The organism is Pseudonocardia zijingensis (assembly GCF_042657305.1).
In the GTDB taxonomy this organism is placed as follows: domain Bacteria; phylum Actinomycetota; class Actinomycetes; order Mycobacteriales; family Pseudonocardiaceae; genus Pseudonocardia; species Pseudonocardia zijingensis.
Genome location: NZ_JBHSKO010000009.1, coordinates 171,766 through 187,208 on the forward strand (window position 1 = coordinate 171,766; position 15,443 = coordinate 187,208).

Annotated in this window: 17 protein-coding genes; 14 read left to right on the forward strand and 3 right to left on the reverse strand. The window is 73.4% G+C overall.

Annotation, left to right across the window (positions count from 1 at the left end):
• The first annotated feature begins 39 nt into the window (after nucleotides 1-39).
• Nucleotides 40-936 (forward strand): LysR family transcriptional regulator, encoded by an 897-nt coding sequence (locus ACFPL3_RS19845; RefSeq protein WP_343945377.1) that lies wholly within the window; start codon nucleotides 40-42, stop codon nucleotides 934-936.
• Nucleotides 937-946: 10 nt separating this feature from the next.
• Here the strand turns inward: ACFPL3_RS19845 and lepB are convergent, their stop codons facing one another.
• A complete protein-coding gene (lepB, locus tag ACFPL3_RS19850; RefSeq protein WP_343945376.1) occupies nucleotides 947-1,456 on the reverse strand; it encodes a signal peptidase I in 510 nt (169 codons plus the stop codon).
• A gap of 84 nt (nucleotides 1,457-1,540) precedes the next feature.
• Between lepB and ACFPL3_RS19855 the strand changes: the two genes are divergently transcribed.
• Genes ACFPL3_RS19855 through ACFPL3_RS19875 form a run of 5 tightly spaced genes read left to right on the forward strand, consistent with a single transcriptional unit; the run spans nucleotide 1,541 to nucleotide 6,020 of the window.
• The gene (locus ACFPL3_RS19855; protein WP_343945375.1) at nucleotides 1,541-2,044 is read left to right on the forward strand and encodes a Rieske (2Fe-2S) protein; all 504 of its coding nucleotides are present in this window, start codon (nucleotides 1,541-1,543) and stop codon (nucleotides 2,042-2,044) included.
• Entirely contained in the window at nucleotides 2,041-3,144 is a 1,104-nt protein-coding gene (locus tag ACFPL3_RS19860) for an amidohydrolase family protein (RefSeq protein ID WP_343945374.1), read from the forward strand. Before ACFPL3_RS19855 ends, ACFPL3_RS19860 begins: the two co-directional genes overlap by 4 nt.
• Entirely contained in the window at nucleotides 3,141-4,193 is a 1,053-nt protein-coding gene (locus tag ACFPL3_RS19865) for an amidohydrolase family protein (protein ID WP_343945373.1), read from the forward strand. The genes ACFPL3_RS19860 and ACFPL3_RS19865 overlap by 4 nt, the downstream gene beginning before the upstream one ends.
• Before the next feature lie 14 nt (nucleotides 4,194-4,207).
• Nucleotides 4,208-5,068 (forward strand): alpha/beta fold hydrolase, encoded by an 861-nt coding sequence (locus ACFPL3_RS19870; RefSeq protein WP_343945372.1) that lies wholly within the window; start codon nucleotides 4,208-4,210, stop codon nucleotides 5,066-5,068.
• A 4-nt stretch (nucleotides 5,069-5,072) separates the two neighbouring features.
• Nucleotides 5,073-6,020 (forward strand): LysR family transcriptional regulator, encoded by a 948-nt coding sequence (locus ACFPL3_RS19875; RefSeq protein ID WP_343945371.1) that lies wholly within the window; start codon nucleotides 5,073-5,075, stop codon nucleotides 6,018-6,020.
• Here ACFPL3_RS19875 and ACFPL3_RS19880 read toward each other — a convergent pair.
• Complete coding sequence (locus ACFPL3_RS19880; protein WP_343945370.1) at nucleotides 6,013-6,450, reverse strand: TA system VapC family ribonuclease toxin; 438 nt, start codon at nucleotides 6,448-6,450, stop codon at nucleotides 6,013-6,015. The two genes, ACFPL3_RS19875 and ACFPL3_RS19880, sit on opposite strands and share 8 nt — an antisense overlap.
• 3 nt (nucleotides 6,451-6,453) lie before the next feature.
• Nucleotides 6,454-6,669: a hypothetical protein gene (locus ACFPL3_RS19885; protein WP_343945369.1), complete on the reverse strand. Its 216-nt coding sequence runs from the start codon at nucleotides 6,667-6,669 to the stop codon at nucleotides 6,454-6,456.
• 140 nt (nucleotides 6,670-6,809) lie between these two features.
• Here ACFPL3_RS19885 and ACFPL3_RS19890 point away from each other — a divergent pair, with 140 nt between their 5' ends.
• Genes ACFPL3_RS19890 through ACFPL3_RS19925 form a run of 8 tightly spaced genes read left to right on the forward strand, consistent with a single transcriptional unit; the run spans nucleotide 6,810 to nucleotide 15,443 of the window.
• Nucleotides 6,810-8,201, forward strand: coding sequence for an MFS transporter (locus ACFPL3_RS19890; RefSeq protein ID WP_343945368.1), 1,392 nt, complete (start codon nucleotides 6,810-6,812; stop codon nucleotides 8,199-8,201).
• 59 nt (nucleotides 8,202-8,260) lie between these two features.
• Entirely contained in the window at nucleotides 8,261-9,370 is a 1,110-nt protein-coding gene (locus tag ACFPL3_RS19895) for an NDMA-dependent alcohol dehydrogenase (protein WP_343945367.1), read from the forward strand.
• An 8-nt stretch (nucleotides 9,371-9,378) separates the two neighbouring features.
• On the forward strand, nucleotides 9,379-10,338 hold the full coding sequence (locus ACFPL3_RS19900; protein ID WP_343945366.1) for an LLM class F420-dependent oxidoreductase: 960 nt from the start codon (nucleotides 9,379-9,381) through the stop codon (nucleotides 10,336-10,338).
• Complete coding sequence (locus ACFPL3_RS19905; RefSeq protein WP_343945365.1) at nucleotides 10,335-11,453, forward strand: NDMA-dependent alcohol dehydrogenase; 1,119 nt, start codon at nucleotides 10,335-10,337, stop codon at nucleotides 11,451-11,453. The genes ACFPL3_RS19900 and ACFPL3_RS19905 overlap by 4 nt, the downstream gene beginning before the upstream one ends.
• Before the next feature lie 4 nt (nucleotides 11,454-11,457).
• The gene (locus ACFPL3_RS19910) at nucleotides 11,458-12,750 is read left to right on the forward strand and encodes a phenylacetate--CoA ligase family protein (protein WP_343945364.1); all 1,293 of its coding nucleotides are present in this window, start codon (nucleotides 11,458-11,460) and stop codon (nucleotides 12,748-12,750) included.
• 11 nt (nucleotides 12,751-12,761) lie between these two features.
• Nucleotides 12,762-13,295: a UGSC family (seleno)protein gene (locus tag ACFPL3_RS19915; protein WP_343945363.1), complete on the forward strand. Its 534-nt coding sequence runs from the start codon at nucleotides 12,762-12,764 to the stop codon at nucleotides 13,293-13,295.
• On the forward strand, nucleotides 13,292-14,347 hold the full coding sequence (locus ACFPL3_RS19920; RefSeq protein WP_343945362.1) for a hypothetical protein: 1,056 nt from the start codon (nucleotides 13,292-13,294) through the stop codon (nucleotides 14,345-14,347). The genes ACFPL3_RS19915 and ACFPL3_RS19920 overlap by 4 nt, the downstream gene beginning before the upstream one ends.
• Nucleotides 14,340-15,443 carry a zinc-dependent alcohol dehydrogenase gene (locus ACFPL3_RS19925; protein WP_343945361.1) on the forward strand — a complete coding sequence of 368 codons (1,104 nt, stop codon included), beginning with the start codon at nucleotides 14,340-14,342 and terminating at the stop codon, nucleotides 15,441-15,443. The genes ACFPL3_RS19920 and ACFPL3_RS19925 overlap by 8 nt, the downstream gene beginning before the upstream one ends.

A 15,443-nucleotide genomic window follows, 5' to 3' on the forward strand; every position in this document is an offset into this window, starting at 1 on the left:
CACAAAATGCATCTTCAGGCGCAGCGATACGCTCGACGTATGGATGCCGGCACGGACGCCGTGGAGCTGCGCCACCTCCGCCACCTGGTCGCGGTGGTCGACGCGGGCGGGTTCACCGGCGCCGCCACGCAGCTCGGGATGACGCAACCGTCGGTCTCGCGTGCGATCGCGGCGCTGGAGGCCGCGCTGGGGGTGCGGCTGCTGCGCCGCACCAGCCGGGAGGTCGTGCTCACGTCGGCGGGGGAGCGGGTGCTGGCGCGGGCGCGCCGGGTGCTCGCCGAGGTCGACGACCTCGCCGAGGAGGCGCGCAGCGGCCACACCCGCCTGCGGCTCGGCCACGCGTGGGCCGCGATCGGGGCGCACACCGTGGAGCTGCAGCGCCGCTGGGCCGCGGCACACCCGGGCGTGCCGCTGCAGCTGGTGCGCACCAACACCTCCACCGGCGGGCTCGCCGAGGGCGCCTGCGACGTCGCCGTGGTCCGCAGCCCACCCGGCGCCGCCCGCCTCGACTCCCGCCGCTTCGACAGCGCCGTGGTGGGGCTGGAGGCCCGCTACTGCGCGCTCGCCGCGGACGACCCGCTGGCCCGCCGCCGACACCAGCTGCGTCTCGCCGACCTGGCCGACCGCGTGGTCGCCGTCGACCCGCGCACCGGCACCACCACCGTGGACCTGTGGCCGTCCGAGTCCCGCCCCGCGGCGGAGGAGGTCCACGACGTCGACGACTGGCTCGCCGTGATCGCGGCCGGTCGCTGCGCCGGGGTCACCGCGGAGAGCACGCTCACCCAGTACAGGCGCCAGGGCGTGGTGTTCCGCCGCCTGCGCGACGCGCCGCCGGTGCCGGTGCGGCTGGTCTGGTGGCGCGACGACCCGCACCCGGCCACCGCGGACCTCGTCGGGTTGCTGGCGCAGCTCTACCGCGGCGGGACCGGCGGGTAGCGCACCGGAATCAGCTGGACGCAGTGCCGTCCTGGTCGTCGCCGTCCTGGTCGTCGCCGTCCTGGTCGTCGGCGCGGAGCAGGCGCATCACCACCACCCCGACGAGGTCGCCGCGCGGCACGGGGCCCCAGCTGGCCGAGTCGGCGCTGTCCGGCGCGTCGCCCTTGACGAACACGTGCCCGGCAGGCACCGGCCACGTGGCGTCGGTGCCGTCGATCGTGGCGGCGTACGGCCCGACCGGGCGACCGGCCGCGAGGCGGTCCAGCGGCACCCGGGCGACCTGCCCGGGCAACGCCAGGAGCCGCTTGACGAACAGCGCGGAGCCGTCGCCGCCCGCGTGCGCGGGAACCCGCCCGACGACGATCGCGCCGGGCCGCAGCGGCCGCCACGGCCCCGGCCGGACCGCGAGGAGGCGGTCGCCGTCGCGCAGGGTGGGCTCCATGCTGCCGCCCTCGACCCGGATGATCCGCACGAAGCGCCCGAGCACTCCGCGCCCTGCAGGCTGCGCTCGGCTCGGCACGCGGTGATCCTATAGACGGGGTTGATGCCATCCATCCCGACTATCTGTTTCCGGTCCGCCCGGCGGCTTCCTACCGTGCGATACATGCGGATCGTGGTGTGTCGGCTCGACGAGTTCCCGCCCGGTGAGCGGCGCATCGTGCAGGCGGGGCGCCGGTCGATCGGGGTGTTCCGGGTGGGTGACCGGTTCTACGCGATCAACAACCACTGCCCCCACATGGGCGGGCCGTTGTGCCGGGGCCGGACGAAGCCGTGGGTGAGCTCCGGCGGGCCGGGGGAGTTCGTCCTCGACGAGGACGACGCCCTGCTCGCCTGCCCGTGGCACGGGTGGGAGTACGACCTCGCCACCGGCCAGTCCTTCCTCGGGCCGGGCGAGCCGCCGGTCCGCACGTACGAGGTGTCCGTCGAGGCCGAGAAGCCGGGGGACGAGCCCGCGCCCGCGGCCGCGCCGCGGGGCGGCCGGATGCCCGGGCCCTACGTCGCCGACACGTTCCCGGTGCACGTCGAGGACGCCTACGTCGTGGTCGAGACCACGCCCCGCCCGGCCGCGAAGGCGCCGGGTGTTCGAGCTGCCGGAGGTTCGCGATGACGAGCACGTTGGAACAGACGGCCCCACCGGCCCCGCGGACGGGCTACACGATCGTCGACACCGACATCCACCCGCACGCGCTGGGCCGCGACATCCTGCCGCGGCTGTCGGCGCAGCACCGCAGGCGGTTCGAGATGTTCGGCAGCCGCGTGCCCGGCCCGCCGGAGATCTACCCGCGGGTGCGCAACTCCGGGTTCCGGCTCGACTCCTGGCCGGAGGGCGGCTTCCCGGGCAGCGACCTGCAGATGACCCGCGCCCAGCTGCTCGACGAGTTCGGCGTCGACCACGGAATCCTCATCCCCCTGCAGGGCCACAGCTGGGGCGTCGAGCAGCCGCACTACGCGGCCGCGCTGTGCGGGGCGCTCAACGACTGGATCGTCGAGGAGTGGCTCGACCCGGAGCCGCGGCTGCGCAGCTCCATCGCGATCGCGCACGAGTCGCCGGACCTGGCGGCGCAGGAGATCGCCCGCCGCGCGCAGGACCCGCGGTTCGCGCAGGTGCTGCTGTCCACGGGCGGCGAGTCCGGCTTCGGGGTGCGCCGCTACTGGCCGATCTACGCCGCCGCCGCCGAGGCGGGGTTGCCGATCGCCGCCCACACCGGTGGGCTCGAGCAGCACCGCGGCGCCGGCTGGCCCTCGTTCTACCTCGAAGAGCACGTGTGGAACGGCAACACGATGGCCTCGCTGGTCACGAGCATGCTCTGCGAGGGCGTGTTCACCGAGTTCCCGACGCTGCAGGTGATCTGCGTGGAGGGCGGGATCGCCTGGGCGGGCCCGCTGATGTGGGCGCTGGACGAGGCGTGGCCGCGGCTGCGCGAGGACGTGCCGCACCTGACGAAGCCGCCGTCGGAGTACATCCGCGAGCACGTGTGGTTCACCACCCAGCCCGTCGAGGAGCCGGACGACCCGAAGCACCTCGAGGTCGCGCTGCGCCACATCGGGATGCCGGACCGGATCATGTTCGCCTCCGACTACCCGCACTGGGACTTCGACTCGCCCCAGCAGGCGCCGAAGCTGTTCCCGGCGGCGCTGCGCCGCGACATCATGGGCGCCAACGCCTGCCGGCTCTACGGCCTGCCGGAGCGGGGGGCGGCGGCGTGACCGCAACCCAGACGGCGGTACAGACCGCAGTGATCGACACCGACGTCCACTGCGCGCCGAAGTCCCTGGCGGACCTCTCACCCCACCTCGACCCGTACTGGCGCGGCTACATCACTGAGGGCGGTATCGCGCTCTCGCCCACGCAGGGCGGGGCGTACCCGCCCGCCGCGCCCACCAGCGGCACCCCCGCGGCCACGTCCGTCGAGCAGCTGCGCGAGGGGTTCCTCGACGTCGCGGGGCCGCAGCTCGCGGTGCTGAACTGCACCACGTCGTTCCACTGCAACCGCAACCCGTACTACGAGGCGGCGCTGTGCCGCGCGGTGAACGACTGGCTGGTGGCCGAGTGGCTGGAGCGCGACGACCGGCTGCGGGCGAGCATGGTGGTGCCCACGCTGGACACAGCGGCGGCCGTCGCCGAGATCGAGCGGATCGGCGACCACCCGCGGATCGTGCAGGTGCTCCTGCCGGTGCGCACCGACGCCCCGTGGGGCAACGTCCGGCACCGGCCGGTGCTGCGCGCGGCCGCCGAGCGCAACCTCGTGGTGGGGGTGCACGCGTGGGGCCGGATCGGCAACGCCCCGACGTCCAGCGGGATGACCCACACCTACCTCGAGGACTACGTCGCCAACTCCCAGATCATCGTGCAGGCCCAGGTCACGAGCCTGATCACCGAGGGGGTGTTCGCCCAGCTCCCGGACCTGCGGGTCACGCTGCTGGAATGCGGCTTCTCCTGGCTGCCCACCCTGCTGTGGCGGTTCGACAAGGACTGGAAGGGGGTGTGGCGCGAGGTGCCGTGGCTGGACGCCAAGCCCTCGGAGACCGCGCGCAGGCACCTGCGGCTCACCACCGCGCCCGCGCAGCTGCCCCACGACCCGGTGCAGGTGCGGGAGGCGCTCGACCTGCTCGACGCCGGATCGATGCTGCTGTACGCGAGCGACCACCCGCACGACCACGGCACCGGCGGTGAGCGCCTGCTCGCGGCGCTCACCGACGAGGAGCGGGAGCGTGTGCTCGGCGGGAACGCCGCCGAGTGGTACGCGCTGGGCTGAGGCGGACAGGGCTGATGCTCGACGCGTTCACCCCCACCGACGTCACGACGCCGGGCGGGGCGCGGCTGCGGGCGCGCACCGCCGGCAGCGGACCGCCGGTGGTGCTGTTGCACGGCTACCCGCAGACCTCGGCGATGTGGCACCTCGTGGCGCCCGACCTCGCCCGCGACCACACGGTGGTGCTGCTGGACCTCCCCGGGTACGGGGACAGCCTCGCGCCTCCCGCCGCCCCGGTGGAGGCGTTCGGGAAACGGGCGATGGCCGCCGAGGTCGTCGCCGCGATGGCGGCGCTCGGTTTCGAGCGCTTCGCGGTGGTCGGGCACGACCGCGGCGCCCGGTGCGCCTACCGCCTGGCGCTGGACCACCCGGACGCCGTCACCGCGCTCGGCGTGCTCGACATCCTGCCCACCGCGGACGTCTTCGCCCGGGTGGACGCCGCGTTCGCCCGCGGCGCGTGGCACTGGTTCTTCCTGGCCCAGCCCGGCGACCTGCCGGAGCGGCTCATCGGCGCCGACCCGGACGCGTTCTTCCTGCGCGGGCCCGCGCCGTTCGCGCCCGACGCGCTGGCCGCCTACCGCGCGGCGTGGTCGCGGCCCGAGGTGATCCACGCCATGTGCCAGGACTACCGGGCGGGCGCGACGTTCGACGTCGCCGACGACGAGGCCGACCGCGGGCGGCGCACGATCGGCTGCCCCACGCTCGTGCTGTGGGGCACCAGCGGCCCGGTCGGGCGCGAGCCCGACGCGCTGGGGACCTGGCGGGCCTGGGCACCCGGCGCATGCGGCCACGCGCTCGAGTGCGGGCACTACGTCGCGGAGGAACGGCCCGCCGAGACGATCGTCGCGCTGCGGGAGCTGCTGGCGCGGTCATACTGAGGGGGTGGTGAGGCGGGCGACGTCGCTGGCGAACCTCGACCTGAACCTCCTGGTGATCCTGCGGGAGCTGCTGCGCGAGCGGAACGTCACCCGCGCGGCCCGGCAGGTCGGGATCACCCAGCCGGCCGCGAGCGCGGCGCTCGGGCGGCTGCGCAGGCACTTCGGCGACGAGCTGCTCGAACGCACCCGCGGCGGCTTCGTGCTCACCCCGCTCGGGGCGCAGCTGGCCACGCAGATCGAGACGGTGTGCGCCGGGGTGGAGCGGCTCTTCTCCACCGACCCGGCATTCCGGCCGCAGGACTCCGAGCGGGAGTTCGTGGTGCTGGTGCCCGACTACGTGCTCGCCGCGATCGGCGAGCCGCTGTCGCGGGTGATGCACGAGGAGGCGCCCGGCACCCGGCTGCACGTCAAGGTCGTGCACGAGGCGATGCCCGCCGACCTGCTGGAGACCCTCCGCGTGATCGACGGCATCGTGTCCGTGCCGATGCCGCGGTTCCAGGTCACCGGGATCCGCGGCCGGGAGCTGTTCCGGGACCGCTGGGTCTGCGTCGTCTCGGCGGACAACCCCGTGGGCGACCGGCTGCAGCTGGCCGACCTCGAACGCCTGCCCTGGGTGGTGCCCCACCACCCCGACGGCGAGTACCCGCCCACGTCGCCGCTCGCGCCGCTGCTCGCCCGGCTGTCCGCGCGTCCCCAGGTGGCGGTGCGGGTGGACAGCTACCAGGCCACCCCGTACTTCGTCGCGGGGACGCGGCGGATCGCGGTGATCCAGCGGCGCCTCGCCCTGCGCTTCGCCGACCGGCCCGACCTGCGGGTGCTGGAGTGCCCCGGCGACCCGCCGCCGATCGTCGAGACCCTCTGGTGGCACGCCAAGAACGACGAGGACGACGCCCACACCTGGTTCCGATCGATGGTGCAACGGGCGGCGGCCGACGACGGCGCCGTCAGGTGACCGGGAGCAACTCGACCACCCCCCGGTCGGCCGGGTGCAGCGCGTGCGCGACTCCCCGGTCGAAGGTCACCAGCCTGCCCCCGCGCACCGCGGCCAACGCCGCGAGGTGGACGTCGGTGAGTTGCTTGTGAGTGCCGAGCCGGTCGGTCGGGAACGGGGGATCGATCAGCCGCACCTCGTCGGGCCAGAACTCGTGGCCGGGCAGGTCGCAGAGCGCCCGGAGAACGCCGAGCGCGTGACCGGGGGTGGCGGCACCGGGGATGACGTTCTTGTTCGACGAGACGCGGACGAAGCCGAGCTCGGTCACGGCGGTGGTGGCCCATCCGGAGGCGCTCGACCTCTCGAACCACCGGCGGGCGGCGCCGTGGTGCACGTGGTTCGGCCACGCGGCCGCGATCAGTACGTTGACATCCAGCAGCGCGACGGGCATCGGTTACTCGTCGAGAGCGCGGTCGACCATGTCAGGCGTGATCGCCGGGGCATCCGGCGGCACGTCGAACGTGGGGAAATTGCCGGTGGTGCGTTGTTCGGGGATCAGGGCGCGGCGGGCGAGCTCGGAGATGACCGAGCCCAGCGAGCGGTTCTCCGCCTCGGCGATGGCACGCGCGGCGGCGAGCACGCCGTCGTCGATGTCGAGGGTGGTGCGCATCAGATGATGCTACATCAGCGCATCACGCGCACCGCCGTCATCCACCGCGTTGATGGTGCGCATGCCAACTCGTGATTTCCGTGCATGGGGGCCGCGTTCGTAGCGTGATCGCGGATCCGACGCGCACGAAGGGGTGTGCCATGGCTGAGAAGGTCGACTCCCGTCCCGTCGTCGACGTCGTCCCGCTGATCGAGAACCAGAAGGTCGGCCGCTTCTGGCTGGTGCTGTTCGCGGTGTCGTGGGCGGTGACGTTCCTCGACGGGTTCGACCTGCAGATCATCTCCTTCGCGGGCCGCTACATCCAGGAGTCGTTCGCCCTCAGCAACACCCAGCTCGGCACGTTGGGCACGGTGGGTGTGGTGGGCACGCTCCTGGGCGGCATCGCGATGGGCTACCTCGGTGACCGGGTGGGGCGCAAACCCGCGATCGTCGTCTCGACGGTCGGTTTCGGCGTGTTCATGCTGCTGTTCGCGGTGGCGCAGGACTACACGCAGCTGGTGCTCCTGCGGTTCGCCACGGGCGTGTTCCTCGGCGGGGCGCTGCCGCTGGTGTGGGCCGTGGTCACCGAGTTCGCGCCGGCCCGGCTGCGCTCCACGTCCGTCGTGATCACGATGATCGGCTACAGCCTGGGCAGCGCGTCGGGCGGCCCGGTCTCCAATGCGCTCATCCCGCGGTTCGGCTGGGAGGCGGTGTTCATCGCCGGCGGGGTGGCGTCGCTGCTCGCGGTGATCCCGGTGGTGCTGTTCCTGCCGGAGTCGGTCAAGTTCCTCGCCCAGAAGGACCTGCGCCAGCACCGGATCGCCGGGATCCTGCGGCGCGCGATGCCCGAGGTCACGCTGCCCGCGGACGCGCGGTTCGTCGTCGGCACCGGTGGCCTCGACCGCTCCTCCTTCCGGCCGGCCGACCTGTTCCGCGGCGGCCGCCTGGCACTGATCACGCCGCTGGTGTGGCTGGCGTACATGTGCTCGTCGGCGATCGTGTTCTACCTCGCCTTCTGGGGGCCGATCCTCAACGAGCGGATCGGGTTCAGCGTGTCCGCGGCGGCGACGCTCGCCGCGTGGACCGCCGTGGCCGGGGCGGCCGGGCAGCTGCTCATCGGGCGCTTCATCGACAACCGCGGCGCAGGCACGATCGCCTGGATGCCGCTGCTGGCCGTGCCGTGCCTCATGGTGATCGGCCTGGTGCCGCTGAACGCCCCCACGTACATCGCCGTGATCGTCCTGGCCCACGTGTTCGTGATCGGCGGGCACGGCGGCATCATCTCGATCTGCGGGATCTTCTACCGGCCCGCGATCCGCGCCAACGGCGCCGGCTGGGCCACGTCGGTGGCCAAGTTCGGCGCGATGCTCGGCCCGTGGCTGGCCGGGTTCGTCATGGACCACGGCCTCGACGCGCGGGGCACCTTCTTCGTGTTCGGCTTCTTCCCGGTGGCCATGGTGGTGCTGCTGGTGGTGCTGGGGCGCATCCAGAAGAGCCTGCCCGCCGACGCCGACGGGTCGCTGGAGGTACTGGAGCAACCTGCGGCGCGCTGAGCTTCCGCGTTGCGAAAGGGCCGTCGAGGCCGGGGGCTCACCCGGGCATCGTGAGGTGCATGAGCATGACCACCCGCGCCGCGATCTGCCGCGAGCCCGGCAGGCCGTGGGAGATCACCGACGTCGAGCTCGACGACCCGCGCGCCAACGAGGTGCGCATCCGGTTCCACGCGGCCGGTCTGTGCCACTCCGACGACCACATCCAGAAGGGCGACGCCCGGATGCGGTTCCCGGTGGTCGGCGGGCACGAGGGCGCCGGGGTGGTCGAGGCCGTCGGGCCCGGGGTGACCCGGGTGGCCGTCGGCGACCACGTGGTCTGCTCGTTCATCCCGGCCTGCGGGTCCTGCCGGTACTGCTCCACCGCGCGGCAGAACCTGTGCGACGCCGGGAAGAACGCGGCCACCGGAGAGTTCCCGGACGGGACGTTCCGGTTCCACCTCGACGGAGAGGACCTCGGCGGGCTCTGCGTGCTCGGCACCTTCGCCGAGCGCGCGGTCGTGTCGGAGTTCTCGTGCATCCCGATCCAGGACGACATCCCGTTCGACGTCGCCGCGCTGGTGAGTTGCGGGGTGCCCACCGGCTGGGGTTCGGCGGTGTACGCGGCGGGCGTGCGCCCGGGCGACACCGTGGTGATCTACGGCGCGGGCGGCGTGGGCAGCAACGCGGTGCAGGGCGCGCGGTACGCGGGCGCGAAGAACGTGGTGGTCGTCGACCCGGTGCCGTTCAAGCAGGACATGGCGAAGGTCTTCGGGGCCACGCACACGTTCGGCGACGCGCAGGCGGCGCACGACTTCGTGGTGGAGACGACCTGGGGCGAGCTCGCCGACCATGCCATCATCACGGTCGGCGTGCTGCACGACGAGGTGATCGCCAACGCCCTGAAGGTGGTGGGCAAGACCGGCCAGGTGACGATCACCGCGGTCGGCAACGGCTCGGTGGTGGCCCCGGCCGGCATGCTGATCGGCTACCAGCGGCGCGTGCAGGGCGCGATCTTCGGTGCCTGCAACCCGCTGCACGACGTCCCGCGGCTGCTCGGGCTCTACCGCTCCGGTGACCTGAAGCTCGACGAGCTGATCACCCGCCGCTACCGGCTCGACCAGGTCAACGAGGGCTACCAGGACATGCTCGACGGCAAGAACGTCCGCGGCGTCATCGTGCACGAGAGCTGACGCGAGTGATGACCACGGTGCGCATGCGGGTGCTGATGGAGCCCCGCCACGGTGCCCGGTACGCGGACATCAAGGCGCTCGCGCTGGCCACGGAGGAGGCCGGGTTCGACGCGTTCTTCCGCTCGGACCACCTGATGGGCGTCGACCCGGCCGACCCGTCCTACCTGCCCACCGACTGCTGGACGACCCTCGGTGGCCTGGCCCGCGACACGACGCGGGTGCGGCTGGGCTCGCTCGTCACCGCGGCGACCTTCCGGGAGCCGGGGCTGCTCGCCGCGATCGTCGCCTCGGTGGACGACATGAGCGGCGGCCGGGTGGAGCTGGGGATCGGCACCGGCTGGTACGAGCGCGAGCACCAGGCGTTCGGCATCCCGTTCCCGTCCCGGCGCGAGCGGTTCGACCGCCTGGAGGAGCAGCTCGCCGTCATCACCGGGCTGTGGTCGGGGCCGGGCTGCACCTTCGCGGGCACCCACCACCGGATCGCGGACAACCGCACGCCGCCGCGCCCGGTGCAGCGGCCCCACCCGCCGATCATCGTCGGGGGCAGCGGCCCGAAGCGGACGCCCGCGATCGCGGCCCGGTACGCCACGGAGTTCAACGGGGCGCTGACCCTCGGCGGTGGCACCGAGGCGCTGCGGGAGCGGTTCGCGAACTTCACCCGCGCCTGCGCGGCGATCGGGCGCGACCCGGCCGACGCGCACCGCTCCGCGGTGCTCCCGGTGGCGTGCGGCGCCACGCCTGCCGAGACCGAGCGCCGCGCGGCGGTGATCGGCTCGGAGCTCATGCGGGCCAACGCCGCGATCGGGTCGCCCGCCCAGGTGGCCGAGCGGATCGGCGAACTCGCCGACGCCGGCGCCGACACCGTCTACCTGCACATCTACGACATCCACGACCTCGACCACATCGCGCTGATCGGCGCCGAGGTGCTGCCGCACGTGGCGCCGTCCAGAACGGGGGCTCCGGCATGACCATCACCACCCGCGCGGCGATCGCGCGGCAGCCGCACACCGGCTGGGAGCTCGTCGAGCTGCAGCTGGACGAGCCGAAGGCGCACGAGGTGCGCGTGAAGTTCGCGGCGTCGGGCCTGTGCCACTCCGACGACCACATCACCCAGGGCGACGCCCCGGTCCGACTGCCGATCGTGGGCGGCCACGAGGGCGCGGGGATCGTGGAGTCGGTCGGGCCGGACGTGCGCCGGGTGCAGCCGGGCGACCGGATCGTCTGCTCCTACATCCCGGCGTGCGGGGCGTGCCGGCCGTGCTCCACCGGGCACCAGAACATGTGCGTGAAGGGCCTCAACGCGGGCACCGGCATGTTCCTGGACGGCACGTTCCGGTTCCACCTCGGGGACGAGGACCTCGGCGGCTTCTGCACCGTCGGCTCGTTCTCGCAGTACGCGGTGGTGTCGGAGTGGGCGTGCATCCCGCTGGCCGACGACATCCCGTTCGAGATCGGCGCGCTCGTCGGCTGCGGCGTGCCCACCGGCTGGGGCTCTGCGGTGCACGCGGCCGGCGTGCGCGCGGGCGACACCGTGGTGATCTACGGCGCGGGCGGCGTGGGCAGCAACGCCGTGCAGGGCGCCCGGTACGCGGGCGCGAAGAACGTGGTCGTGGTGGACCCCGTGGAGTTCAAGCGCGACATGGCGAAGGTCTTCGGGGCCACGCACACGTTCGCCGACGCGAAGGCCGCCCACGACTTCGTGGTGGAGACGACCTGGGGCCAGCTCGCCGACCACGCGATCTGCACCCCCGGCGTGCTGACCGAGGAGATCGTGAGCTCCGCCATGCAGGTGGTGGGCAAGGGCGGCAAGGTGACGATCACCGCCGTCGGCAAGCTGGGCGAGAACGCCGTCACCGTGCACGCCGGCCAGATGATCAGCTACCAGCGCCAGGTCCGCGGGGCCCTCTTCGGCGACTGCAACCCGCTCTACGACGTGCCCAAGCTGCTCGGGCTCTACCGCTCCGGTGACCTCAAGCTCGACGAGCTGATCACCCGGCGCTACCGGCTCGACGAGATCAACCAGGGGTACCAGGACATGACCGACGGCAAGAACATCCGCGGCGTCGTCATCCACGAGGACTGAGGCCGTGAACGCATCCACCACGTTCGTCGCGTCCGAGGACGCCGACACCGTCACCGAGCTGCTGCGCGCGCAGCTGGAGGGGCTGCCCGCGCGGTCGCCGCTCTACGCCGACCACCTCGCCGAGCACGGCGTCACCGCCGCGGCGTTCGCCTCGCTCGAGGACCTGCGCAAGTTCCCCTTCACCACCAAGCAGATGCTGCGCGACTCCCAGGCCGCCACGCCGCCGCTGGGCAGGCACGCGGGCGTGCCGATGAGCGAGGTGGTGCGCGTGCACGCCTCCACCGGCACCACCGGGCGGCCCAGCTGGGTGGGGGTGACCCGCCGCGACGCCGCCGCCTGGACCGACATGGTGGCCCGCGCGTTCCGCACGATGGGCGCCACCCGCGAGGACGTCGTGCTGCACTGCGCCGGGCTCACCCTCTTCGTCGGGGGCCTCCCGATCCGCGACGCGCTCGAACGCATCGGCTCCACCCTGGTGCCGATCGGCACGGGGGCCTCGGAGAAGGCGGTGCTGGCGCTCGAGACACTCGGCGTCACCGCGCTGCACTCCACACCGTCGTACGCCCGTTACCTGGCCGAGTACATCCGCGGACTCGGGCGCGACCCGAAGGAGTTCGGGATCAGCAAGATCTTCGTGGGCGGTGAGCCCGGCGGCGGCGAGCCGGCGTTCCGCGCCCACGTCGAGAGCGAGTGGGGCGCGCCCGTCACCGAGGGGCTCGGCAACGCCGACATGGCCCCGGTGCTGTTCGGCGAGGCCCCGGGCAGCGGCGGGATGCGGTTCACCGGCGGGCCCCACGTCGTCGTCGAGCTGATCGACCCGGACACCGGCGAGCCGATCGGCGTCGAGCCCGGCGCCTCCGGCGAGCTGGTGTACACCTCGGTTGACCGCGAGTGCTGCCCGCTGGTGCGCTTCCGCACGCGCGACCGCGTGGTCGTCACCGGGCGAGCGGCCGACGGGGCACCGCTGATCCGCTGCGTCGGCCGCACCGACGACATGCTGATCGTCCTCGGCGTGAACGTGTTCCCGTCCGCGGTGCGCGACCTCGTGCAGACCCTGCACCCGCGCACCACCGGCGCCGTGCAGATCGTGCTGCCGCAGGCCGGGCCGCGCGTCGAGCCGCCGTTGCCGGTCGAGGTCGAGTGGGGCGAGGAGCCGGGCGACCACGCGGAGCTCACCCGCGACGTCGAGACGCTGATCCGCAACCGGCTCTCGGTGCGTGCCGCGGTCACGCTCGTGCCGCCCGGCACGCTCGAACGCTCCGAGATGAAGTCCCGGCTCACCCGCCTCGCGAGCTGACAGGAGCAGCAGTGCCGAACGCGATCCTCGACCCCACCGGCGGTGCGTCCGCGGTAGCTGTGCCGTTCGCGCTCGCGCAGCGCAAGCCCGACCTCGCCGGGGCCCGTGTCGGCCTGCTGGAGAACACCAAGCAGAACGCCGCCCTGTTCCTCGAACAGGTCGGCGCGCTGCTCGTCGGCGAGCACGGCGCCGCCGCGGTCACGCTCATGCGCACCAAGAAGGCGTTCGCCCTGCCCGCCTCCGACGAGCTCGTGGCCGAGTACGCCCGCGCGTGCGACGTGGTGGTCACCGGCGTGGGCGACTGCGGCTCGTGCAGCGCCGCGGCCGCGGCCGACGGTGTGGCGTTCGAGCGGGCGGGCCTGCCGACCGCGGTGATCTGCAGCGACGCGTTCGTGGCCACCGCCGACGCGATGGCCGCGCTGCGCGGCGCGCCCGGCTACCGCTACCTCACCACCCCGCACCCGGTGGCGATCCTGACCCCGGACCAGGTCCGGGAGCGGGCGGCGCAGCTGGCGGGCGCGGTGGCGGAGCTGTTGACGGCATGACCGATCTCGACCCCGACGCCGCCCAGGCCGCGATCGAGCACTGCTACGACCAGGGCTGGTCCGACGGGCTGCCGCTGGTGCCCGCGTCGCGACCGCTCGTGGACAGGTTCCTGGCGACGACGTCCCGGGCGCCCGAGGAGGTGATCGGGCGGCTCGCGCAGGTCGACCGGGAGGTCACCGTCGAGCTGGCCGCGATCAACGCCGCGATGGCGGGCTGCCGGCCCGAGTACTTCCCGGTGGTGCTCGCAGCGTGGGACGCCCTGGTGCGCGAGCGCGCCACCGGGGGAGGGGGCTGGCAGTCGACGAGCGGCCCGGCCCCGCTGATCGTCGTGAACGGCCCGGTGCGCGACGAGCTCGGGTTCAACAAGACCGGTGGGGTGTTCGGGCCCGGGTTCCGGCCCAACGCCACCGTCCCGCGGGCGATCGGGCTGATCGTGCGCAACGCGCTGGGCATCCACCCGCACGTCTTCGAGCAGGCCACCCAGGGGCTGCCCGGGCGGTGGTCGATCTGCCTTGCCGAGAACGAGGAGGACAGCCCCTGGGAGCCCCTCTCCGTCGAGGCCGGGCTGCCCGCCGGTACGTCCGCCGTGTCGGCCACCCTGCTGCGCACCTGTGAGTTCGTGGACAACCGGCACACCAGCGACGCCGAGCAGCTGCTCGCCGACTTCGCCGACACGATCTCCCGCACCGGCGCCTGGATCTTCCGGCACGCCTCCGCGGGCGTCGTCTTCTGCCCGGAGCACGCCCAGCTGCTCGCCGCGGCCGGGTTCGACCGCGCGAAGGTCCGGGCGTGGCTCGCCGAGCGGTGCGGGCGCACCGTCGGCGACCTCGCCGACGTCGGGAAGGACGGCATGGGCGACAACGGCGTCCGGCACGCGAGCGGCGAGCGCCCCGACGGGTTCGACCTCCTGCTCGCCGACGGCGAGCCCAACCACCTGCTGATCGCCGTGGCCGGGGCCCGCAACGCCGGCATCTCGATGGTGGTCCGCCTGTTCAGCGACTGGTCCGCCACGGCGGTCCCGGTCGAGAAGAAGGAGCCTGCTGATGACTGACATGGTGCGCGCGGCCGTGCAGGTGGCGCCGCGGCAGATCGAGCTGCGCGAGTTCCCGCGCCCGTCGATCGGTGCCGACGACGGGCTGCTGCGCGTCGAGGCCAACGGGATCTGCGGCAGCGACGTCGAGTCCTACCGCGGGCACCTCGGCATGGGGCGCGGCCCGACCATCCCGGGCCACGAACCCATGGGGATCATCGAGGAGATCGGCGACCGCGCGGCCGAGCGCTGGGGCGTGCAGCCGGGTGACCGGGTGGCCCTCGAGGTGATCGTCCCGTGCCGGTCCTGCCACGACTGCCTCACCGGCCGCTACCAGTCCTGCCGCAACCGCAAGTTCGGCCACGGTGTCACCGGCATCGACGTGGCGCCGTCGCTGTGGGGCGGGTTCGCCGAGCACCTCTACCTCACCCCGGGCGCCGTGCTGCACAAGGTGGACAAGACCCTGCCCGCCGAGCTCGCGGTGATGTTCAACCCGCTCGGGGCCGGTGTGCGCTGGGCGGTGCACCTGGGCGAGGTCGGCCTCGGCGACACCCTGCTCGTGCTCGGCGCCGGGCAGCGGGGCCTCGCCTCGGTGATCGCCGCCAGGGCGGCGGGCGCCGGGACGATCATCATCACCGGCCTGGAGGCCGACGCGCACAAGCTGGCGCTGGCCAAGGAGTTCGGGGCCGACCACACGATCGTCGTCGACGGCCCGGACGCCGAGGACCCCGTCGAGCGGGTCCGGGAGATCACCGGCGGGGACATGGCCGACGTCGTGCTCGAGCTGACCCCGATGGCGGCCGCGCCCGTCACGCACGCCCTGCTGGCCGCCAAGCACGGCGGGCGCGTGGTCCTCGCCGGGCTCAAGGGCGGCGCGGAGGTGCCGCTGAAGACCGACCTGATCATCAACCGGGCGCTCACCGTGCGCGGCGCCTACGGGGTGGACGCGCGCGGCTACGCCGAGGCGATCGCGATCATCGAGTCGCGCCGGTTCCCCCTCGAGAAGCTGCACACCCACACGTTCGGCCTGGAGGACACCGCCCGCGCCATCGAGACGCTCGGCGGCGAGGTGCCGGGGGAGTCCGCGGTGCACGTGTCGGTCCACCCCAACCTCTGA

What these genes read in the sequence shown, in the direction of transcription:
- ACFPL3_RS19855 (WP_343945375.1), top strand. Translation starts at nt 1,541, where the DNA reads ATGCGGATCGTGGTGTGTCGGCTCGACGAGTTCCCGCCCGGTGAGCGG.
- ACFPL3_RS19920 (WP_343945362.1), top strand. Translation starts at nt 13,292, where the DNA reads ATGACCGATCTCGACCCCGACGCCGCCCAGGCCGCGATCGAGCACTGC.
- ACFPL3_RS19845 (WP_343945377.1), top strand. Translation starts at nt 40, where the DNA reads ATGGATGCCGGCACGGACGCCGTGGAGCTGCGCCACCTCCGCCACCTG.
- ACFPL3_RS19880 (WP_343945370.1), bottom strand. Translation starts at nt 6,450, where the DNA reads ATGCCCGTCGCGCTGCTGGATGTCAACGTACTGATCGCGGCCGCGTGG.
- ACFPL3_RS19905 (WP_343945365.1), top strand. Translation starts at nt 10,335, where the DNA reads ATGACCATCACCACCCGCGCGGCGATCGCGCGGCAGCCGCACACCGGC.
- ACFPL3_RS19900 (WP_343945366.1), top strand. Translation starts at nt 9,379, where the DNA reads ATGACCACGGTGCGCATGCGGGTGCTGATGGAGCCCCGCCACGGTGCC.
- ACFPL3_RS19895 (WP_343945367.1), top strand. Translation starts at nt 8,261, where the DNA reads ATGAGCATGACCACCCGCGCCGCGATCTGCCGCGAGCCCGGCAGGCCG.
- ACFPL3_RS19925 (WP_343945361.1), top strand. Translation starts at nt 14,340, where the DNA reads ATGACTGACATGGTGCGCGCGGCCGTGCAGGTGGCGCCGCGGCAGATC.
- ACFPL3_RS19870 (WP_343945372.1), top strand. Translation starts at nt 4,208, where the DNA reads ATGCTCGACGCGTTCACCCCCACCGACGTCACGACGCCGGGCGGGGCG.
- ACFPL3_RS19890 (WP_343945368.1), top strand. Translation starts at nt 6,810, where the DNA reads ATGGCTGAGAAGGTCGACTCCCGTCCCGTCGTCGACGTCGTCCCGCTG.
- ACFPL3_RS19860 (WP_343945374.1), top strand. Translation starts at nt 2,041, where the DNA reads ATGACGAGCACGTTGGAACAGACGGCCCCACCGGCCCCGCGGACGGGC.
- ACFPL3_RS19885 (WP_343945369.1), bottom strand. Translation starts at nt 6,669, where the DNA reads ATGCGCACCACCCTCGACATCGACGACGGCGTGCTCGCCGCCGCGCGT.